Origin of the sequence: Ensifer adhaerens (assembly GCF_000697965.2) — a bacterium.
Taxonomy (GTDB): Bacteria; Pseudomonadota; Alphaproteobacteria; order Rhizobiales; family Rhizobiaceae; genus Ensifer; species Ensifer adhaerens.
Window position 1 is genome coordinate 2,010,479 of the sequence record NZ_CP015880.1, and the last position, 19,508, is coordinate 2,029,986.

18 protein-coding genes and 1 pseudogene are annotated in these 19,508 nt (G+C 63.4%); 5 read left to right on the plus strand and 14 right to left on the minus strand.

Features of this window, described 5'->3' with window-relative positions; genetic code table 11:
• Nucleotides 1–247: 247 nt before the first annotated feature.
• Nucleotides 248–586 carry a hypothetical protein gene (locus FA04_RS09665; protein ID WP_034793239.1) on the minus strand — a complete coding sequence of 113 codons (339 nt, stop codon included), beginning with the start codon at nt 584–586 and terminating at the stop codon, nt 248–250.
• A 159-nt stretch (nt 587–745) separates the two neighbouring features.
• Nucleotides 746–1,384: a glutathione S-transferase family protein gene (locus FA04_RS09670; RefSeq protein ID WP_034793236.1), complete on the minus strand. Its 639-nt coding sequence runs from the start codon at nt 1,382–1,384 to the stop codon at nt 746–748.
• A 266-nt stretch (nt 1,385–1,650) separates the two neighbouring features.
• Between FA04_RS09670 and FA04_RS09675 the strand changes: the two genes are divergently transcribed.
• Complete coding sequence (locus tag FA04_RS09675) at nt 1,651–2,502, plus strand: hypothetical protein (RefSeq protein ID WP_064817001.1); 852 nt, start codon at nt 1,651–1,653, stop codon at nt 2,500–2,502.
• A gap of 33 nt (nt 2,503–2,535) precedes the next feature.
• Here FA04_RS09675 and FA04_RS09680 read toward each other — a convergent pair whose 3' ends face one another.
• Nucleotides 2,536–2,883: a hypothetical protein gene (locus FA04_RS09680; protein WP_034793228.1), complete on the minus strand. Its 348-nt coding sequence runs from the start codon at nt 2,881–2,883 to the stop codon at nt 2,536–2,538.
• A 92-nt stretch (nt 2,884–2,975) separates the two neighbouring features.
• Nucleotides 2,976–4,280, minus strand: a pseudogene (locus FA04_RS09685) (alkaline phosphatase family protein); the annotation flags it as partial.
• Nucleotides 4,281–4,575: 295 nt separating this feature from the next.
• On the opposite strand from FA04_RS09685, the gene FA04_RS09690 reads away from it, so the two are divergent.
• Complete coding sequence (locus tag FA04_RS09690) at nt 4,576–5,589, plus strand: aldo/keto reductase (RefSeq protein ID WP_034793226.1); 1,014 nt, start codon at nt 4,576–4,578, stop codon at nt 5,587–5,589.
• Nucleotides 5,590–5,760: 171 nt separating this feature from the next.
• Here FA04_RS09690 and FA04_RS09695 read toward each other — a convergent pair whose 3' ends face one another.
• From FA04_RS09695 to FA04_RS09710, 4 genes are all read right to left on the minus strand, one after another.
• Nucleotides 5,761–6,702 (minus strand): HlyD family secretion protein, encoded by a 942-nt coding sequence (locus FA04_RS09695; protein ID WP_034793224.1) that lies wholly within the window; start codon nt 6,700–6,702, stop codon nt 5,761–5,763.
• Nucleotides 6,699–6,986 (minus strand): DUF3302 domain-containing protein, encoded by a 288-nt coding sequence (locus FA04_RS09700; protein ID WP_051659270.1) that lies wholly within the window; start codon nt 6,984–6,986, stop codon nt 6,699–6,701. The genes FA04_RS09695 and FA04_RS09700 overlap by 4 nt, the downstream gene beginning before the upstream one ends.
• A gap of 138 nt (nt 6,987–7,124) precedes the next feature.
• Entirely contained in the window at nt 7,125–8,627 is a 1,503-nt protein-coding gene (locus FA04_RS09705; RefSeq protein WP_034793222.1) for a M81 family metallopeptidase, read from the minus strand.
• Between the two features lie 292 nt (nt 8,628–8,919).
• Nucleotides 8,920–9,708, minus strand: coding sequence for a transporter substrate-binding domain-containing protein (locus FA04_RS09710; RefSeq protein ID WP_034793219.1), 789 nt, complete (start codon nt 9,706–9,708; stop codon nt 8,920–8,922).
• A gap of 243 nt (nt 9,709–9,951) precedes the next feature.
• On the opposite strand from FA04_RS09710, the gene FA04_RS09715 reads away from it, so the two are divergent.
• Entirely contained in the window at nt 9,952–10,863 is a 912-nt protein-coding gene (locus tag FA04_RS09715) for a LysR substrate-binding domain-containing protein (RefSeq protein WP_051659269.1), read from the plus strand.
• Between the two features lie 85 nt (nt 10,864–10,948).
• On the opposite strand, the gene FA04_RS09720 is transcribed toward FA04_RS09715, so the two are convergent.
• Entirely contained in the window at nt 10,949–11,932 is a 984-nt protein-coding gene (locus FA04_RS09720) for an aldo/keto reductase (RefSeq protein WP_034793732.1), read from the minus strand.
• A 71-nt stretch (nt 11,933–12,003) separates the two neighbouring features.
• Here FA04_RS09720 and FA04_RS09725 point away from each other — a divergent pair, with 71 nt between their 5' ends.
• Nucleotides 12,004–12,399 carry a MerR family transcriptional regulator gene (locus FA04_RS09725; protein ID WP_034793216.1) on the plus strand — a complete coding sequence of 132 codons (396 nt, stop codon included), beginning with the start codon at nt 12,004–12,006 and terminating at the stop codon, nt 12,397–12,399.
• On the opposite strand, the gene FA04_RS09730 is transcribed toward FA04_RS09725, so the two are convergent.
• From FA04_RS09730 to FA04_RS09740, 3 genes are all read right to left on the minus strand, one after another.
• Nucleotides 12,347–13,417 carry an NAD-dependent epimerase/dehydratase family protein gene (locus tag FA04_RS09730; RefSeq protein WP_051659268.1) on the minus strand — a complete coding sequence of 357 codons (1,071 nt, stop codon included), beginning with the start codon at nt 13,415–13,417 and terminating at the stop codon, nt 12,347–12,349. The genes FA04_RS09725 and FA04_RS09730 overlap by 53 nt on opposite strands.
• A 27-nt stretch (nt 13,418–13,444) precedes the next feature.
• Nucleotides 13,445–14,023, minus strand: coding sequence for a TetR/AcrR family transcriptional regulator (locus tag FA04_RS09735; RefSeq protein WP_034793213.1), 579 nt, complete (start codon nt 14,021–14,023; stop codon nt 13,445–13,447).
• 500 nt (nt 14,024–14,523) lie between these two features.
• A complete protein-coding gene (locus tag FA04_RS09740; protein WP_034793211.1) occupies nt 14,524–16,482 on the minus strand; it encodes an elongation factor G in 1,959 nt (652 codons plus the stop codon).
• Nucleotides 16,483–16,836: 354 nt separating this feature from the next.
• Here FA04_RS09740 and FA04_RS09745 point away from each other — a divergent pair, with 354 nt between their 5' ends.
• On the plus strand, nt 16,837–17,517 hold the full coding sequence (locus FA04_RS09745) for a glutathione S-transferase family protein (protein WP_034793207.1): 681 nt from the start codon (nt 16,837–16,839) through the stop codon (nt 17,515–17,517).
• Between the two features lie 82 nt (nt 17,518–17,599).
• Here FA04_RS09745 and FA04_RS09750 read toward each other — a convergent pair whose 3' ends face one another.
• Nucleotides 17,600–17,845, minus strand: a complete 246-nt coding sequence (locus tag FA04_RS09750) for a hypothetical protein (protein WP_034793196.1) — start codon at nt 17,843–17,845, stop codon at nt 17,600–17,602.
• 468 nt (nt 17,846–18,313) lie between these two features.
• Nucleotides 18,314–19,291 carry a SphA family protein gene (locus FA04_RS09755; protein ID WP_034793194.1) on the minus strand — a complete coding sequence of 326 codons (978 nt, stop codon included), beginning with the start codon at nt 19,289–19,291 and terminating at the stop codon, nt 18,314–18,316.
• Between the last annotated feature and the right edge of the window lie 217 nt (nt 19,292–19,508).

Here is a 19,508-nt window from a genome sequence, read left to right on the forward strand (position 1 = left end):
CTTTTTTAAGCGGTTTCCGACGCTTTCAACCGCAAGATCCGATCGCCAGGGGCAATCGGCTCCACCGATAGGCCATTCAAAGGAGAGCAGAGATCATCGCATTGCGCAATGGTCGCGGCGCTCTCGTACCGCTTTCCCCGCCGATCGAAGGGGCACAATGAAGCCGAGGCGGCCGCCGGCACCGCCCGTGTCACCGTTGCCTTCACTGCGAAAGTTCCAGCCCAGCACCAGTTGGACGCGACTGCCCCTAGAGGCTGCAGCCCGGATGCTTGTAGAGATCGGCCTGCGACAGATCCGGCGGGCATGGCGAGCTCTTGCCGCTCCCTTGGCCGCAAGCCGAGGGCTTGATCTGCGAGATCGCCGAGTAGTGTCCCTGGGAGACATGCACCCGGACGCAGGTCTTGGTGCCGGCATTCCACCAGGTATTGTTGCCGCCGACGTCGACATAGCCCCTGGACTGCATCTCGCTCTCGGCGCCAGGCGCGCGTGCGCCGACGAGATCGGCGATATCGGCCGGCGATTTGGCAAGGGTTGCTGTCGGAAGGGACATCAATGCTGCTGCTGCGATTGCGACTGTGAAACGCATCGGACGAATTCCTTCTGAGCAAGAAGAGGCTGTTCGCATGCTAGCGCGACTGTATTAGCAGAGGAGAAAATGGATGGCGAGAACAATCACGCAACCTGCGAATGCGCGGCGACAACCACCGGCCGTCGCCGCCGCTCGACGGCAGGCAAAGGCCGCCGCTCAGCCTGATATCGGAGGCAACGCGGGCGCATCAAGCCCGCGGAACGGATCGCGCCAGGCGTCGATCGCCTCGAGCTGCCCGGCCCAGCGCGCAAGTGCCGGATAGTCCGCGAGCCGCAGCCTTGCCACATCATTGTATGGCAGGAATGTCGCCATGCGAAAATCGGCGTAGGAGACCGCCTCGCCGACCAGCCAGGCGTGAGCGGAGAGTTCGGCATCGAGCAGCCGGGCCGCCTTGTGGAACGCCTTCATCCCCTCCTCCACCATGGCCTCGTCACAAGTGCCGATGCCGTAGCGCAGCTTGGTGCCGCGCTCCCAATGCACCATGTCACAGGCCTTCACGAAGTTCTCCTTGCCCCAGCTGATCCAGCGGACCATCTCCGGCTCGTCGTCATCCCTTCGCCAGAGGTTGGAGCCGACCTGGCGAGAGAGAAAGCAGGCGATCGCATCCGCCTCCCACAGCGCCCGGCCGGGACGCTCCAGGATCGGCAAAAGCAGGTTGGGATTGAGCGGCCGATAGCGGTCCGCCTGCCCCGGCGCCAGCGGCTCGGCATATTCGAACGCGACCTCTGCCTTCAGAAATCGGGCCGTGGCGACCGCCAGGCGCGGATTGGGGTTGCGGCTGAAATAGAGCTTCATGCGGTGGCTCTCCGTTGGTGCACGTCGTGAAGACGAACCGAGGCGACGCTTGCCGACAGGCGCGAGAGAAAATCGACCGTTCCCTTCGACCGGTAGCACCACCCGCCCGCGCATCATGTCGTCCGGCTGAACGCGAGCAAAACGATATTGGATAAAATTGCCCAAACCAAATGCGCAAACGCTTGACCGTTTTCCGGTAACTCGTTGCGCAACCGGTGGGATCAAGACGGGAACAATCCACATCCTGGTTGCCGGAGATCGCCTGGATGAGCAGCCGCCGCCTGCGGCTGCGCGCGGAAGGTTGGATAGTCATGTGGCCATTCGAGAACGACGAATATCCCGAAGGGTATTTGCTGTCTACGGAGCAGAGCGGGCCGAATGAACCACGGAGCGATTATGGTCGGCGGCATGGCGTTGCCGTTCTCCACTATCGCTTCGGAATAGCTTTTGCCGCCGACCGCGTCCGCCTACCTGACGGAACACGCGGCCGGGCTCGCTCCGCGGATATCGGCCGACAACATTGGCGGCGGCCGCTCAATGACCGTGAGCGCGCTTGGTCCAGCGCGGCCGTGGCAATTCCGATCGACTGGCGTTGGGGGAAGCTGATCATCACGCCAGGCGATGTGATTTTTGAGGACGATCAATCGCTGCCGGAGGTCTACTTCACCGGCGACAACGAGCGCCTCGACCGCGATCTCTATCAAAGCCGGGAGATAAAAGACCTAGTGGTAACGATGGAAGGATGCAATGCGCTCTACCGTCTGCTCGTGTACGGATTTTGGCAGCGGGATCCCGACGATGAACCCTGTACATATATGCAGGATGATGCCGCAAGAACGCTTGCAACGATACGTGGTCTCGGCGAGAGACACTACGATCTGACAAATGCCGGCTGGCTAGATTACGACGGCGGCGAAGACCATCTGATGCGCCGTCATCTCAAGCGGCTCGGCTGGCACGACGTTCGGGAGCAGCCTATTGACACCCTTTTTTCGGAAAGTCGGCCCAATGAGTCTTCCGAAACCTTGGAACTCATGCGGCGAATGGCGCTTTTCCTTGTCGCTTCTGTGGCGGCCCTTCATATCCTGCTTGCCATAGCTGCACTTGCGGGCGGATAACGCCCCCACAATGTCCCCGTCCCTATCCGAAAACTAGCCGGCGCCGGGCGTGTGACGTCCGCGCCAGAGCAAGACCGACAGCACCGCATGAACTGCGATCGCAGGCCACAGAAGGACGCCGGTGGAGCCATCCGTCAGTCCGAACCAGGCCAGATAGAGCGTGACGGCCGCACTGTAGATCAGCATGCCGATGAGGCTTGAGTTCTTCCAGCAGGCAACGCCGAGTGCGATCAGGGCAATTCCCGCCACCCGGGCCGTCGGGATCGCCGGCCCGGTGAGTAGCTCGCCAAGCAGCACCTGCCCCACGAGCGAAGGCGCCACCACCAGTGCGAGCCCTGTTGCCATCTCCCCGAAGGCGGCGAGATCAAGCACGCGTATCATCGGAACGCACCTCTGCCAGTCGTTTGTGTCCGGGCCTTGCGATGCAAGGTCGCCAGAGCGTCCCATGTGCGTTCACGTGAACGCACGGCGCTCTAGGGCGTTGCGTTTGGCTTCAATTCGAAAGTCAGTTTGTCGATCTTGCCCGTAAAGCGGAAGGGCGTGTCGTAGCGGTGTTCCAGAAGGGCGACGCCGGTGCGCGTGTCGAGACCGACGTCGAAGGTCTCATCCTCGGGGAAAGTGACCGGGATGCCATGATCGATGCTGTTCCTGGCGACCTCCTTGCCGTCCACCGACAGAACGCCGGTGCCCCCGGCGCCAAGTCCCTTTCCATCCGACTTGAAGTCGAAGACGATCCTGTGTTTGCCGGGTTCGAGTTCCGGTCCTTCCCACAGGGTGCGCTTGAGGTCGAGGAGATTGTAGAGGAACACGACCTTCCCACTGCCGACACCGAAGTCGCCCTGGCTGAGGAAGAGGCCGTAACCGCCAAAGCGGCCACCCTCGGTGACGATCATGCCTTGCGCACCGTCGTCGGGTATCTCGACATCGGCCGTAATCGTATAGGACTTGTTCAAGGTGCTCGGCGCAGCGCTGGCCGGCACACCACTCAGTTCGCCGCGGTAGGTGAATTCCGTACGGCCGGCCGTCAGGTTCGGCCGCGGGGCGTTCCAGCGTGCGAGCGTCGAATTGTCGAGCGGCAGCACGTTGTACTTCTTCGCCTCGGCATAGAAGAGGTCCTGCAATTCCTTGAGTTTGTCAGGCATTTTGGCGGCAAGATCGGTGAATTGCGTCGGGTCTTCATCGACGTTGTAGAGTTCCCAGTTGTAGCCGGTGATCACGTCGGGCGGCGTCTTGGTGCTGAGTTCCCACGGCAGCGTCGCGGGCGTCGTCGCGGCGACCCATCCGTCGTGGTAGATCGCGCGGTTTCCCAGCATCTCGAAGTACTGGGTCTTGTGTTCGGTCGGCGCAGCGGCATTCGCCTTGTCCCATGTATAGGCCATGCTGACGCCTTCGACCGGCTCCTGTTTGATGCCGTTGATCGTCTCCGGTTGCGGGATGCCTGTCGCCTCCAGGATCGTCGGCACGATGTCGATGAAGTGGTGAAACTGCGCGCGGACACCGCCAGCGTCGTTGATATGGCCGGGCCACGACATGACCATGCCCTGCGCCGTCCCGCCAAAGTGCGATGGCACCTGCTTGACCCACTTGAACGGTGTCCCCATCGCCCAGGCCCAGCCGGCTGCGAAATGCGGGAATGTCCGCTCCGAACCCCAGAACGGATACCAGAGAAACTGGTCCTTCACCGGAACGTCGACGCCGTTGAATGTGGTGAACTCATTCGGCGTGCCGTTGAGCATGCCCTCGGCGCTCGCGCCGTTGTCGCCGCCGATGTAGATGATCTGCAGATCGTTGAATCTCCACCGATTTAGGCTAGTCTAATATACGCAAACCAGACCCGAGACGCGAGAAGTTTACGACCGGTGTTCTCCATCCGATCCGTCGCAGACGGTCTGCCCGATGGCTTCCCCGGAACACTTAACCAGTTATCCGGCTCCGAACATCGCATCTGTGAATTCGTTTCCCATATCCTGCGAAGCGTACCCCGCTACCGGGACTCCGCTCGCTGACCTATTTTTCCAAACAACGGCGATGCACCGCATCACCTGCCCCATCGATCAGCAAAGGACAGGACACATGACACTCAAGGATATTCTGCCCGGCAAGCTCGGTTTCGGCGCAGCCCCGCTCGGCAACATGTTCCGCGAAATCCCCGAAAAGGAAGCGCTTGCCACCGTCGAGGCCGCCTGGAACGACGGCATCCGCTATTTCGACAACGCCCCGTTCTACGGCGCCGGCCTTGCCGAGATCCGCATGGGCGAAGCGCTCGGCGGTCGCCCGCGTGACGAATACGTCATCAGCACCAAGGTCGGCCGGGTCATCCTCGACGAGATCGAGGACGTCAGCGCCCGCGACCTTGGGGAAAAGGGCGACGTCTTCCGCTATGGCCGCCCCAACAAGATCGTCAACGACTACTCCCATGACGCCACCCTGCGGTCGATCGAGGACAGCCTCAAGCGCCTGAAGACCGACCGGATCGAGATCGCCTTCGTTCACGACGTTGCCCAGGATTTCTACGGCGACGAATGGCTCGACGTTTTCGAGACGGCGCGCAAGGGCGCCTTCAGGGCGCTCGACCGGCTGCGCGACGAAGGCGTGATCAAGGCCTGGGGGCTCGGCGTCAACCGGGTGGAGCCGATCGAATTGCTGCTCGCGCTCGAGGGTCCGCGTCCCGATGGCTTCCTGCTTGCCGGCCGCTATACCCTGCTTGACCATGATCGCGCACTCCAGCGCGTCATGCCCGAGGTCACCAAGCGCGGCCTCGGCATCGTCGTCGGCGGCCCCTATAGCTCCGGCGCGCTCGTCGGTGGCCCGAACTTCGAGTATGCCCCGGCCACGCCGGCAATTCTCGACAAGGTCGCGCGTATCAAGTCGATCGCCGACCGTCACGGCATCTCGATGAAGGCGGCCGGCCTGCAGTTCTCGCTCGCCAACCCCGCAGTTGCCGCCGTCATCCCCGGCGCCAGCCAGCCGAGCCGCATCGCCGAAGACCGCGCCGCCCTGAACGAAGCCGTGCCGGCCGACTTCTGGCGGGACTTGAGGGCAGCCGGTCTCGTCAACCCGGAGGCGCCGCTACCGATTGCCGGTTAAGCAATTCCAGGAAAAGTGTGAAACGGTTTTCCGCCAGGAATTGCGACATTTGGCCAAGAAATTCCAGGAAAAGCGCGCAGCAATTTTCCGTCCGGAATTGCGAGAAACCGTCCTATCCTCGCCCGTCTTCCAGCGGGCGGGGCAGCCGGTGACACCCCGCCGCGCAGCCGATCAGAACGGATTGACGTAGTTGGTGATCGCGATCTGGCGCAAAAGCACCCGGCGGATCACATGCGCCGCCCTCACCCGGTCGGTGAAGATGGCCGCGTCCCCCGTGGCGCCGGCTGGCAGCCGTGCGGCGAAAGCCTGGTCGTCGAGTTTCACCCGCACGATGAAGGGCGCGGCGGAGACTGCCTCCGGGGTCACCGCCGTGCCGGACACGCGGGCTTGCCCGGAGGCGATCGCCTGCAGCACGCCCTCGACCTCACCGGTATAGGTCTCACCGGGCGCAAACTTGAAGGTCGCCTCCACCATCTGGCCGGGCTCTATGTAGCGCGCATCGATCTGGTTGATCTCGACCCCGATGATCGTCTCGGAGGTGTCGATAAAGGCCATGGCCGGCGACAGCGGCAGCGTCGTCACGCGCGCGCCCTTGCGCAGCGCAAGGTTGGTCACGTAGCCATCGGCAGGCGCCCGCACCGTCGTCTTGCCGAGTTCCCACTCGGCATTGCTGATCTGGGCTCTCAGATTGTCGACGTCCGCCTGGCGTTGCTGCACGTCGAATTCGGTTGCGGCATCGCGCGACTGCAGCTTCGTCATCTGCGCAAGCCGCAGCTCCTGCAGCGAAAGCTGCGCCTGCAACGCGTCTACCTTCGCCTGGTAGGGCACGGGGTCGATGCGGAAGAGCACGTCGCCGGCTTTCAGGGGGCTGTTGGAGGCGACCGGCACCTCCGTGACCTCGCCGGCGACATCGGGCACGATCGCCACCGAATTGCGCACCACCAGCGCCTTGCCCTGCGGCGCGCCCCAGTTCATCGGGATGAACAGACCGACGAGAAGCAGCAGGAACACGATCGCCGGCGAAATCTTCCAGAACAGGTTGAAAGGCACGATCCTGAATTTCACCAGGCAGAAGAGAATCGCCAGATAGACATTGAAGAGAAAGACGATCATGGCTGGCCCGCCTCGCTCGGATGAACCTCGCCCGCAGCGGTCGCCGCCGGATGCGCGCCGCTCGGGCGCGGCACGTCGACATAGGCCCAGACGAGCGCGATCGGCCACAGCGCGAAGCCGAGGAACAGCGTCACCCAGCCCGCGACATTGACCGCCTCGCTCCAGGGATGATTGCGCCTTTTTGCGATCGACCCCGGCAGCATGGCGAGAAAGATCAGCACGGCGACCGTGCTCACCACGAGCACGATCAGCACGATCCAGGCGAAGAGATCGATAAAACTCATGAAGTTGCGCTCCCCTTCACGACGGGGACGCTAGACCCAAAGCCGGGCGCTGCGGAAGTACGTAACGGTTACCGCGCCATACGGCTGCCCCTTTAGAGGGCGCAGGCATGAACCTTGGCCCGCGAACGGCAGCCCGCCTCAGCCGAGTTCGCCGTGATCCAGCGGATAGACCGGCCGCCGCACCCGCTGGAACTTGCGCGCGCCGATATTGGCACTACTGAGGCCCGTGCCGTCGATCTCGACGATCTCGGACGCGATCGGACCGAAGGCGGCGCGGAAATGCTGCTGCGACTTGACGACGACGATCTGATAGTCGGACGGCTCGATGCCGACGGCGCGGAAGAGGTTGCGATCGAGCATCTGCTGACGTTCGCTGCAGATGAGGATGTCGATGCCTTCGACATGAAAGCGCACGCTCGGCCCCATCGTCGCCGGCAGCCCTTGAAACATCGGCCCCTCGAAGACGATCCTGCCGTCCGAAATCGCCTCCACCCTGCCCTTGATCGTGATCGGCCCGCCGCCGACTTCAGGGTCGATCTTGCAGCCGAGCGTAACCTCGCGTGTCGCACCGATGCCGGCAGCGATCAACTCGGCCACGACTTCCGGATCGCAGAGCGCGCCGAAAGCCGCGTTTCGGACGCCGGTATCGAGCAGCCTGGCGAGCACGCAGGTGGAATCGCTGTAGGCACCGCAGCCGGGATTGTCGGAGAAGTCGGCAATGACCAACGGCCCGGCCCCATCTTTCGCAAGATGCGCCGCGACGATGCCGGGCAGCGCGTCGAGCGGCAGCTGCACATCCTGGTGCTCGCGCCGGTCCCAGATCTCGCGGCAGAGACGCTCGGCCTCGGCTTCCGCGTCTTCGGCCGCCACCCGGTTGCGGTCGTAGCAGATGACCGCCGATGGGCCGGTGTTGAAGATATCGGCATCGTAGAAGCCGGCATTGATCGAGGTCGCCAGCATGCCGTCGCGCGCCGCGATCCCGTCGGCAATTTCGAGCAGCTCGGTCATGGCGCAGGCATGGGTCGTGCGCCCGTCGTTGCAGCCGTTCAGCATCGGCGGCTGGCGGATGGCGAGCGCCGGCCGGATTTCGCCGCGCATGGCGCGCTCGAGCAGCGCGCCCGCCTTGTGGGCGCATTCGGCCATGTCCACATGCGGATAGGTGCGGAACGAGACGGCAATATCGAGCAGGCCGGCCATTTCGGGCGCCGAATTGGCGTGCAGGTCGAAGGTCGCGGCGATGGGAAGTTCCGAACCGACGATGCCACGCACCACCTCCAGAAGCTGGATCTGTGCATCGTCAGCCGTTTCCGTGCACATAGCCCCATGGAAGACGATAAACACGCCGTCGAGCCTTTCGCCGTCGAGCGCGCTTTGGAGATCCGCGACGAAGCGCTGCCGCATCGCCTCCTCGATCCTGCCGCCGGGTTCGGCCCGCGCCGCCACGGTATAGACCGGCTGCCAGCCGTACGTGTCGCAACAATCGATGAAGCCGCCGATCTCCGAATTGGTGCCGCGGCAATGGGTTTCTATCTCGGCGCCAACGAAATAGTGGCAGGCCTCGAAGTCCCTGAACCCGGTCTTGAGCTTCGAAAACGTGTTGGTTTCCTGGTTGAATTCGAGAACGGCGACCCGGAAGCTCATCCTATGCACTTTCATTTTGCTGACTGGAAAAATCGAGAAGACGGGCGCCGGGGAAAACGCGAAACCCCGACGCCGCGCCTGTTCTCCTGCCGCGCGATGCGTTGAACGCAGGGCGCGACAGGCGAATTCTGGATGGTTGGAGTTGAACCTTGGATCCGCGGCGGCCCCTCTCGGCACCTTTAGAAGAGACGCCCTCACGCATCTTTCGAGGAGTTGCCCCTCACCCTAACCTTCTCCCCGCAGGCGGGGAGACAGTGGCCGGCAGGCCGGATGAGGGGTAGAGCCACAAACCTCAGCGGAAATACTCGCTCGTGGTCTTCGGCTTCGCCATGATGTCGAAATCGAAATACTGCTTGCGGATCTTGTCGTAGGTGCCGTTTTCCATGATCGTCTTGAGGCCGGCATTGAGTTTGGAGAGCAGCGCCTCGTCGCCCTTGCGTACCGCCATGGCGTTGCCCTCGGCCGTGTCGAGCACGAAGCTCTCGCCGACAAAGGCGCAGCAGCCGCTTTCTTCCTTGGCCAGCCACTCGGTAAAGGCCATCTGCCCTTCGAGGATCAGGTCCAGCCGGCCGTTTTCCATGTCGAGAAACACTTCGCTCATCGTCGGATAGAGCTTCACTTCGCTATCGGGAAAAAACTCCTGCAGCGCCTCGACCGCGACCGAGCCGGACTGCGTGCCGATCACCTTGCCCTTCAGCGCCTCGGGCGAGATGTCCTTGAGGCCGAGATCCTTGCGGGCGACGAAGCGCATGGCGTTGAAATAGTAAGGGGTTGTGAAGTCGACCTGCGTCTTGCGATCCGGATTGATCGCCATCGAGGCGATCATCACGTCGAACTTCTTGGCCTGCAGGGCCGGGATGATGCCCGCCCACTCATTGGTGCTCCAGACACAGTCTACCTTGATTTCGGCGCAGACCGCCTGGCCGATATCGTAGTCGAAGCCTTTGATTTCGCCGGCTGCGGTCACATAGTTGAATGGCGCGTAATCGCCCTCGGTGCCGATCGCCAGCGTCTCGGCATTGGCGGTGCCGGCCGCAAACAGCGCGGCGATGACCGATGCGGTCATGAACTTCTTTTTCATCTCGTTCCCTCTGTCCTTCCTGTCGGCCACCCACGAAGTTCCGGTCGCAAGCGTGACCATTGGCCTGACCAAAGGAGCAACTTGCTTGAAACTATCTGGATTTTCGGCCGATTTCAGTTTTCGTTTTGCTTTATTATGCTTCGACAATGCGGGAGGTCTCCAGCCTTCGCAATGTGAAAGAAATCATTCCAGCTATCGAAAAAATTCATGTAGGCTGCAACCGATCCAGACCCGGAGCAACGGATGCGTGACCTGCCGAGCCTCAAATCCTTGCGCGCCTTCGAGGCGGCCGCGCGCAACGGCAGCCTGACGGCCGCCGCCGACGAGCTCTGCATCGGCCAGGGTGCGATCAGCCACCAGATCCGGAATCTGGAACTCAATCTCGGCCTTCGGGTCTTCGTCAGAAAACAGCACGGTGTCGAACTGACGCCGGAGGGCGGGCTGCTCTACGCCTCCTGCCAGCGCGCCTTCGACGATCTCGAAGGCGTGGTCCAGCACATCCGCCCACGCACGAGCGACAAGATCCTGCGCGTCCGGGTCGGCCCGTTCTTTTCGATGAAAGTGATCGCGCCGCGCATCTCCGAGTTTCTCGCCGCCAATCCCGGCGTGCAGATCCACCTCTCCCACCTCGAAACGATCACCGCCGGCACCGGCCCGGCCGACGTCACCATCGCCTATTGCCTGCAGCCGCCACCCGGACGCTTCACCCGCAAGCTCTTGCGCGAGCGCCTGGTTCCCGTCTGCGGCCGCGACCTCTGGCAGGGCGACAGGCAGGCACTGCTTTCCGGCAACCGGCTGCACTATCGCGGCCTTCAGGAGTGGCAAAGCTGGATCGCCTCCTCCGGCCTCGCCCTTCCGCGCAGCCGCCAGGACCTGATCTTCGACGACCAGCACATCATTCTCGAAGCGGTGAGAGAAGGCCAGGGCGTGGCGTTGATCGACCGCACCATGGTCGAACACGAACTCAAATCCGGTCAGATTCGCCTGGCCCACGACCATTTCTACGAGCCGCCCGAAACCTACCAGTTCGTCTGCCAGGAAGACCTCCTGCGCACCAAGCCGGTAACAAAGGCCTTTCTCAACTGGCTGATCGCCGAGATCGAGGAGCGCGAGCGGCAGAGCGCAGAGGCAGTGCAAACATCTGGCACAAGCTAGCCGTCGGCGGCCGGCGAGCGTCCCTCCTCCCCACCCAACACAAGAACCGGCCGCCGCACGCCCGTCGCGCACGGCGGTCGCACCCTTAGACGGCAGCTCCTTGCACAGCCCCGGCGAGCGGATCGAGCATGGCCGTTACATCATCGGGGAGGATGATGGACGCCGCCGCGACGTTCTCCTCAAGGCGGCTGCGCCTGCGTGTTCCGGGGATTGGCACCACCTTCGCATTCAACTTGCGGCCCTGCATGTGCAGCCAGGCTAGTGCCAGCTGGGCCGAGGTAATGCCGAGGCCACGCGCGGCTTCCTCGACCTTTGCCACCACCTGCATGTTCGCCTGGTGGTGCTGCGATGCAAAACGCGGGAAATTCCTGCGTGCATCTCCCTCCGTCAGGGATTGGGCAAAGGCCTGGCCGGTCAGCATGCCACGTCCGAGCGGAGAGTAAGGCACGAGCGTCACGCCGAGTTCGAATGCAGCGGGAACGACATCTTCCTCGATCTCACGCGTGAAAACAGACCATTCCGACTGCAGCGCTGCAATCGGATGGATGGCATGCGCGGCCCGCAGCTCCGCCGCGGTCACCGCCGAGAGGCCGAGCCAACGGACCTTTCCGGCCGCGACCAAATCGGCCATCGCGCCAATGGATTCTTCGAGTGGTACGGCATCAGTGCGGCGATGCATGTAATACAGGTCGATGACATCGACACCCAGGCGCTTCAGCGAGCGGTCAGCGGCAGCACGAAGGAACTCGGGCCGGTTGTCTATGCTCCAGTCCTCTGGGCTTTGCGGCGTGCGCGCATAGCCGAACTTGGTGGCGATCAGGACCGCTTCACGATGCGTCCTGACGAAGGACGCAAGAAAGGCCTCGTTGGCGCCGATACCGTACATGTCCGCCGTGTCGAACAGGGTGACGCCGAGTTCGAGCGCCCGTTCCAGAGTGGCGCGAGATTCGGCCTCGTCCGTCGTGCCGTAGAACTCGCTCATGCCCATGCAGCCGAGGCCCTGGGCTCCGATCGGCGGGCCATCCGAGCCGAGTTGGACGCGGTGTAGAATCTTTTCCTTGCTTGTCATCATGGGTCTCCAATTCCAGACAAGCAGCTCTTATAAGTATTGACCATACTCTATGGTCAAGGGTTTGCTGCATGCTGATTTCGGAATTTGCGAAGGCCACGGAACTGCCGGTCGATACGATCCGCTTTTACATTTCCAAGGGGCTGCTGAAGCCGGAGCGCAGCGCCAAGGGCGGCTCTAATCCCTATGAGCTGTTCAGCCAGGAAGACGTTACCGCCGCGCGGATGATCCGGCTGCAACAGACGCTGGGTTACTCGCTGCGGGAGATTCAGGCCCTCAATGACGCCTATCGCGCCGGCGAAAATTCGCCCGCACGAACGGTCGAGATCCTGCAAACGCAGATCGCGCGACTAGAAGAGCGGAAGGCCGCGCTGGACGCGGCTCTCTCGTTCCTGCGCGGCAAGGTGGACTGGATCAAGGCAGGCAAGCCGGACACGGCGCCGCAACTGGAGGACTACCGGTGCTGACGGTCCGAAGCTCGTCCAGCCCCTGCTCCCGCGAGATGACAGGAACATAGCCCAGCGCCAGCTTTGCCTTGCCGATATCAAGCGAGATCTCGACGGCCGACGTCGCATAGGCCTGTGATGTCAGCGGAACGCTGATCCTCCCCCTGGAGAGGGCAGCGAGCACATCGCCGCCCCAGGCAACGGCTCTGACGACGGCGCGGGGAACGGATTTTTCCGGCGGGACGATCCCTTGCGTTTCCAGAAGCTGCGAGACGAACGTCCTGAACGGCACGGCATCGCCATCGGTGATGAAATAGACCTCCCCGCCCCGCCCGTTTGCAAGCGCAAGCGCCACGGCCTGGCACAGGTTGGCGATATGCGTGGTCGAGGTCAGGTAGGTGCCTCCCGCGATCCAAGCGAGCTTGCCGGAGCGGGCAGCCTCGACCAGTGCCGGCAACGCCGTGGTATCGTCACGCCCCCAGACGAAGCGCGGCCGAAGGGCAACGACCGGGAAAGCCGGACTGCTGGCCGCAAGGGCTACACGCTCGGCCGCCGCCTTGCTGCGCGAATAGCTGCCGGCCGGGCGGCGCGGAAACGGCGCCGTCTCGTCCACCTGCACCAGCGGGTGCCCATCGGCAAGCACGGATTCGGTGCTGATATGGATCGCCTTGCGGATACCGGCGGCGCGGGCCGCCTCCATGACGATCCGTGTGCCATCCTCGTTCACCCGGCGCTGCTGCGGCGTGCCTGGTCCATGATCGGTATCGGCCGCCGCATGGACAAGCGCGTCGCAGCCCGCCATTCCCGCGGCGATGTCTGGACTGAGCAGGTCGCCCATAAAGGCCGTCGCACCGAGTTGGCGGACGCGGTCGGCCGCCTTCTGGCTGCGCGCCAGAGCGACAACAGAAACGCCCGTCGTGACGAAATGGCGGATGAGGTTGCGGCCGACATAGCCGCTGCCACCGGTGATGAAGATGCGCCGGAACGGGGCGCGTTCGCCCGTGGCCACGGCGGATGTGGCATCGCATGCTTGGTTCATTTCACTGCACCTATGAGGTTTGGACGCTTAGCGCTCGTCCGGAAGATCGGCTGCCTGCGGGGTTGCAGTCACGAGCCAGTTGATTTCGCGCAGCACCTCGTCGCGGTCCGCACGCGCAAAATGGTGAAAGTCGAGATATTCGAGGAACTTGAGACCCTCGAGCGCGAGATAGGCAAGCAACGCCCCGCGCGGCGACTGGGAGTTCTGAAGAATTCTCGCGATCGTCGTATCCTGGCTTGCCTGCATCTTCCGGCGCAAACCGGCATCGAGCGTAAGCGCCGCGCTGAGGTTCAGTGCCACCGCCCGGAATTCCTCGGGCGGCGGTTCGGCCGCAGCAACGATGCGCCCCCTGACCGCTCGATCCTGAATGTCTCCGATCTTCTGCTCGACCTGCGCATGGTGTGCGTTGTCGCGCTCAAACGCCCGGTCGACGACGGCCTCGATCAGCGCCTGCTTGGACTTATAGTCATAAAGCACACTCGCCTTGCTGACGCCGGCTTCCCTGGCGACGGCATCGACAGTCAGGTTGGCAGCGCCATCACGACCGACGACCCGTTCGGCGGCATCCAGCACCTGCTGTTGATCAATTGCGCGTTTCCGGCCCATGGCTCCATCCGATTTATTTCCGACCAGATGGTTATAAATAATTTATCGGCGCCTTTGTCAAGCGCGTCGGATCCCTCAGAAAGCTGGATCGCCTCCTCCGGCCCCACCCCATGCGCGCAGCGCCACGACCTGATCTTCGATGACCAGCACACCATTCTGAAGTAGTGAAAACGCAGCCGAACCCAGGACCGATCAGCGGTTGCTCGCGGACTACCGCGCCGATCCGCCTTTACACGAAGTTGAGAGAGCGTGATGTCGGAGACTGCATCCGCAGAACGGCGATGCCGGGTTACGGCCTTGAAAACAACCTCACGGAAGGCGACCCGCGCACTTGACCTTGCCCGTCGGCGGTCCGGGCAATCGGCGAGACCTATCGATACGACAAATACGCTCCGTGATTGCGCGGCAATGAATTCGCCACCGAAGAGACGTTGATGCGCGACTAAAATTGCTCGGCGCGGTCATGGTGTATCGCGCCAAGCCGCTGCTCTCATAGACGATCACCCCGCCTGCTGCGTCCCATGCGCGTGGATTACCGCATCCGCCTCCTTGCCGTAGAGCTCCTCGAAATGGTCGAAGCTCTTGGAGAAGTAACCGATGCCTTGCGTCGCGGCCCTTAGTGTCCGGGCGAGATCGTCGAGCGCCGATCCCGGCACCAGGGCGCGAAAGATGTCCCAGCCCTTGGCCGTCTCGTCACGGTCGAAGCCGAGCACCTGGCCCTTGTAGGTGGAGACGATCGGCACCAGGCTGCCGGAATAGATCGAGGGGATGTGGATCTCGACGCGGATGACCGGCTGCATCAGAACGGCCGAGGCCTGCGACAGCGCCTGGCGCACGCCCATCTTGGCGGCCGCGCGGAAGGCGAAGTCGTTGCTGTCGACCGCATGGTGCTGACCGTCCGTCAGGGTCACGCCGACATCGATCACCTGAAAGCCGAGCGGCCCCTTCTCCATCGCTTCGCGCGCGCCGGCCTCGATCGCCGGGATGAAGTTGCGCGGCACCGCCCCGCCCTTCACTGTCTCGGCGAAAGAGAAGCCGGCGCCGCGCTCGTTCGGGTGCACGCTGAGCTTGACGTCGGCGAACTGCCCGGCACCGCCCGTCTGCTTGCGGTGGCGGTAGTGCACGTCGGAGGGTTTCAGCACGGTCTCGCGATAGGTCGGGCTCGGCGGCCTGTCGGTGACGCCGACATGGAAGACGTCGGCGAGCGTCTTGCAGAGGTCGCGCAGGTGCATCGGTCCCTGCACGCAGACGAGCTGCGCGCCGCTGCCTTCTTCCTGCATGACCGCGAGTGCGCGGTCGGTCTCGGCGAGCTTGGCAAGCGTGCCCGAGAGCTTGGTCTCGTCGCGCTCGCTGTCGGGCACCAATATGCGCACCAGCATCGGCGTCGGCGGCAGCGTCCAGTCCGGCGCCTCGGCGGTGCTGCTGGCGGCGAGCAGCGCCGGCACTGGCAGATGGTCGGCCTTGACAGCGGCAAAGATCGCGCCCGCCTCCGGCGTGGCATTCGGCAGCGGCTTGCCGGTCGCCGGGTCCTGCAGCGAGCCGAGGCTGCCGCCGCCGAGTGTCGCGCCCTGCTTGATACCGGATGTCAGCGCCCTGACCAGCACGGTCTTGCCGACATTCGCCTTGTGATAGGCGTGGAAGCTGACGGCCGAAAGCGCCGTCTCGGCGATCGGTCCGGCCTCAGCCAGTCTCTTTCGAAGCGCGTCGACCTGAGGCGCCTCGTGGCGCAGCGCCTTCATCAGCCGCAGAATGCCGTTGGCGTGGCTTGCAGCGCCCACCAGCACCGGGATGATGCGGTTTTCCTTCAAGAGCCGCGTGGAGATCGCATAGATCGTGTCGTTGGCCGGCGCCCGGTCCTCGATCAGCTCTTCGAGCAGCCAGTCGTCGAATTCCGAGAAATGCTCGAGTAGCTCGGCCCGCGCCTCCTTTTCCCGATCCATCACCGTGTCGGGGATTTCGATCAGCGCCGAGGTCTGTCCCTCGCGGTAGCGCCAGGCGCGCTCGGAGATCAGGTCGCAGGTGCCGACGATCTTGTCGCCTTCGCGGATCGGCACCTGGCGCAGGAGCAGCATGTGGCCGGAATAGTCCTGAAGCGCGGCGATCACGTCGCGCAGCCGCCCCTGCGGCTCGTCCATGCGGTTGATGAAGAGAATGCAGGGCGTGCCCGACGCCTCGATCGCCTTCAGATAGGGCGCGGCCAGCACCGCCTCCTCCGGCACCGGCGAAACGCAGAGCACGCAGGCGTCGCTGGCGATCAGCGCGTGCTGGGCGTGGCCCAGCGCCTCGGTGCCGCCGGGTGCGTCGAGCGCGCACCAGGCTTCGCCGCCAAATTCGAATTCCGTGAGGTTCAATCCGTAGGGTGAAGCAGCTTTTCTGGAGGCCCCCTCCAGACCGGCCAGCTTGTCTGCCAGCATGGTCTTTCCGGTCTGCGAGGGCCCAAGTACCGTGAAGCAGCGCATCGGCAATCCTCCCCTGTCGCGATGACGACGGGCGCCGAGCGTTGCGACGCCCTTGTTCTATTAATTCTAGGGCAGCTTTTGCGCTTTCAATGGTAGCCGGGCACGATGGCGGCAAGTCTTTACGCGTGCGCGTCCTTTTCCGGCGCTAACCGCTTGGAATCGATCAGCATGGCGTCCCCAAAAAAAGCGGCGCTTATCCGGCGCGGCTGCCGCCGTTCTGCGCCACGGGCCCCGATCTTTTGGCCATGAACCCCGAAAACCGATTGCGAAACAGGACCGGTTTTGCGATAAACGGGCACGTAAAGACCTGACGACCGATCCGCAAGCGTCCCTTCCGCACTGGAGAATACGCGCATGTCCCTTACGCTTTACCAGCATCCACTCGCTTCCTTCTGCCACAAGGTGCTCATCGCGCTTTACGAAAACGAGACCCCGTTCAAAAGCAGCCTGGTCGACCTGCTCGACCCGGAAGAAGCGGCCCGCTTCGCGGCGCTGTGGCCGGTCGGCAAGATGCCGGTCTTGACGGACAGCGCTCGCGACGTGGTGATGCCGGAGACGTCGATCATCATCGAATATCTCGACCGCCATTATCCGGGACGCCAGCGGCTGATCCCCGATGACCCCGATATGGCTCTGAAAGCCCGGCTCTGGGATCGCTTCTTCGACAACTACATCCACGTGCCGATGCAGAAGATCGTCACTGACACGCTGCGGGGCCCGGGCGAAAACGACCACCGCGGCGTTGCCGACGCCCGCGCCGCGCTTGGCTTGGCCTATGGCATGGCCGACGCGCACTTCGCCACGCATGAATTTGCCGCGGGCGATACGTTCAGCCTTGCCGATTGCGCCGCCACCCCGGCTCTCTTTTATGGCGGCATCGTCGAGCCCTTCGATGAGACCCATCCGCATCTTGCGGTCTATTTCGAACGGCTGCTCGAACGCGCGTCCGTCCGCCGGGTGCTCGCCGAGGCCCGTCCGTATTTCCATATGTTCCCCTACCGGAACCTGATGCCGGAGCGGTTCTTCGAGATGTAGAGAATGTCGCGCAAAAGGGCGCAGCGGGTTGCGATAGACAACTCAATCTGAAAATCGCGATGTGCTTCAGGCGCCGCCGGCGTCAATTGTCGGCGCGATGCCGCGTTGAACCACCCTGCTGCTCCAACCACATGGCGTTTTCGAACAGCACCCGCTCGTCGGCAATGCCCCTGCGGAACTGGCCCGTGATGTGGCGGGCCAGCCGGTCGGCACGTTTGCCGTAGCGCGGGATGTCGCACCAGATGCAGACCCGGTCGAAGGTGCGTTGCAGCATATCAAGATCGTCGGGGCCGATCGGGCCGTCCGGTTCGCGTGCAAACTCCTGCATTGAAACCTCCTGGCTGCCAAGGGCCGGCGCGCCGCTATCCGCGTACGCCGCCAACCGCGGGTCGAAACCAATTGTGCCTTTCAGGGCGGACGCTCTTACGAATGCCCGCCGGCTGCGGCGGAAGTGACGCGTGGCACTTGCTTCCGCTCAATCGCCGTTGCACGGACACCCGATCTCGGCGAAGGCCTGGTCGATCCGGTCCATTGCGTGCAGGAGAAGCGCCTGTGGCCTGGCCGTCCGAGACATTCCGCGACCGCCCGTATCGGGACGAAAACGCGAACGATCTTACAGCCGCCGGAGCCGCATCCTGCCCAGCGAAGGCGGCAGTATGCGCCGATCGGGAGATAAAGCAACGTCGCCGCACGCGAACCCTGCCGCGATCGGTCGTTTCCGGACGAAGGTCACGCGTCATCCATGCCTCCGCCGGCCGAAACGGCGCCGGCGGGGCATGCGAGGCTTGGCTCAAGCCTACTTCACCTGGGCCGGCGGCGTGCCGATCGGGAAGGCGATGGTGACGAAACCGGCCGTGCCTTCTGGCCGGTTCTTGGCGCCAAATTCCTGGAAGACCTTGAGCGTCAGCGATACCGGCGTCTCGGCCATCTTGAAATTGTAGCCCATGGTGCCGCCGATCGCGGCAATACGGCCCTTGAACGGGCCGAGCCTTGCGCCGGCGCCACTGTCGCCGGTCACCTGCTGGTAGAAGTAGCCTGCAACGCCGGCGGAGAACTCCTGGCCGAAGTGCTTGGTAACGGCCCATTCCGCGTGGAATTCCGTACCTGTGCGGTAGTCCGTCGCCGGGTTCTCGCCGTTGAAGGTGAAGCCCGCGGCGCCCGAGATGTCGAAGCCCGTTTCCGGATTGAACCAAGTGCCGGCGAGCGTGAAGTCGCCAGCCCAGCGGTTGAACGAGAGATTGGCGAGCTGCCCCTTCTGGTAGTCGCCGATCGGCACGTTGACCGAGGCGTTCGCCGTCCAGTGGAAATCGCCCTCGTGCCAGCCGAGAACCGCGCCCAACACGGGGTCGCCGATAGTGAAGATAGAATCGCTGACCGAGGCCGAGCGACCGGCCCTTGGCGCCGAAAGCGTAGCGTCGATATCCGGCCCCCCGAAGGGCACGATCGCGGTGAAGCCGAGATTGCCGCCGAGCACTTCTTCGGGCATCACCCAGAGGCCGGTGCCGAAGATGCCGATCAGCGTCGCATCGACCTCGCCGACGATCTCGCCACCGAGCGGAAGCTGCTTGTTGCCCTTGAGCTCGCCCACATAGAAGTAGGTGTCGTTCTGGAAATAGGTCCCGGGCGGCGCCAAAAGGCCGGCCATCGGGCCACGTGCGCCGAGCAGATAGAAGCCGGCACCGTTTTCGGCCGCATTCGCCGTCAAGGGCGCCGCAACGCAACACAGGCCCGCAACGGTTGCCGATGCGGACAACAGACGCTTTACAACGCTCATCGAGTGATTCCCCTTAATCTCTCGACGAAACGATAACATTTTGCCGTGTTCAAGCCAGCCCTAAGAAACCGGAGCTGCAACCACCGCAACATCCGATTGCAGAGTGTTGCAGGCCTGCACACTGGGCCCGCGCCGCGGACGCGGCCTCTTTGAGCGCCACTTGACCGCCGCTGTCGCCTTCGGCTTTCATCCGGTGAAGCTTGCGTTCCCGTTCCCC

Coding starts and splice junctions, on each gene's coding strand:
- FA04_RS09675 (WP_064817001.1), top strand. CDS start 1,651: ATGAGCAGCCGCCGCCTGCGGCTGCGCGCGGAAGGTTGGATAGTCATG.
- FA04_RS09735 (WP_034793213.1), bottom strand. CDS start 14,023: ATGGGCCGGAAACGCGCAATTGATCAACAGCAGGTGCTGGATGCCGCC.
- FA04_RS09745 (WP_034793207.1), top strand. CDS start 16,837: ATGTCCCTTACGCTTTACCAGCATCCACTCGCTTCCTTCTGCCACAAG.
- FA04_RS09700 (WP_051659270.1), bottom strand. CDS start 6,986: ATGAGTTTTATCGATCTCTTCGCCTGGATCGTGCTGATCGTGCTCGTG.
- FA04_RS09695 (WP_034793224.1), bottom strand. CDS start 6,702: ATGATCGTCTTTCTCTTCAATGTCTATCTGGCGATTCTCTTCTGCCTG.
- FA04_RS09705 (WP_034793222.1), bottom strand. CDS start 8,627: ATGAGCTTCCGGGTCGCCGTTCTCGAATTCAACCAGGAAACCAACACG.
- FA04_RS09670 (WP_034793236.1), bottom strand. CDS start 1,384: ATGAAGCTCTATTTCAGCCGCAACCCCAATCCGCGCCTGGCGGTCGCC.
- FA04_RS09720 (WP_034793732.1), bottom strand. CDS start 11,932: ATGACAAGCAAGGAAAAGATTCTACACCGCGTCCAACTCGGCTCGGAT.
- FA04_RS09715 (WP_051659269.1), top strand. CDS start 9,952: ATGCGTGACCTGCCGAGCCTCAAATCCTTGCGCGCCTTCGAGGCGGCC.
- FA04_RS09690 (WP_034793226.1), top strand. CDS start 4,576: ATGACACTCAAGGATATTCTGCCCGGCAAGCTCGGTTTCGGCGCAGCC.
- FA04_RS09710 (WP_034793219.1), bottom strand. CDS start 9,708: ATGAAAAAGAAGTTCATGACCGCATCGGTCATCGCCGCGCTGTTTGCG.
- FA04_RS09740 (WP_034793211.1), bottom strand. CDS start 16,482: ATGCGCTGCTTCACGGTACTTGGGCCCTCGCAGACCGGAAAGACCATG.
- FA04_RS09725 (WP_034793216.1), top strand. CDS start 12,004: ATGCTGATTTCGGAATTTGCGAAGGCCACGGAACTGCCGGTCGATACG.
- FA04_RS09750 (WP_034793196.1), bottom strand. CDS start 17,845: ATGCAGGAGTTTGCACGCGAACCGGACGGCCCGATCGGCCCCGACGAT.
- FA04_RS09680 (WP_034793228.1), bottom strand. CDS start 2,883: ATGATACGCGTGCTTGATCTCGCCGCCTTCGGGGAGATGGCAACAGGG.
- FA04_RS09755 (WP_034793194.1), bottom strand. CDS start 19,291: ATGAGCGTTGTAAAGCGTCTGTTGTCCGCATCGGCAACCGTTGCGGGC.
- FA04_RS09730 (WP_051659268.1), bottom strand. CDS start 13,417: ATGAACCAAGCATGCGATGCCACATCCGCCGTGGCCACGGGCGAACGC.
- FA04_RS09665 (WP_034793239.1), bottom strand. CDS start 586: ATGCGTTTCACAGTCGCAATCGCAGCAGCAGCATTGATGTCCCTTCCG.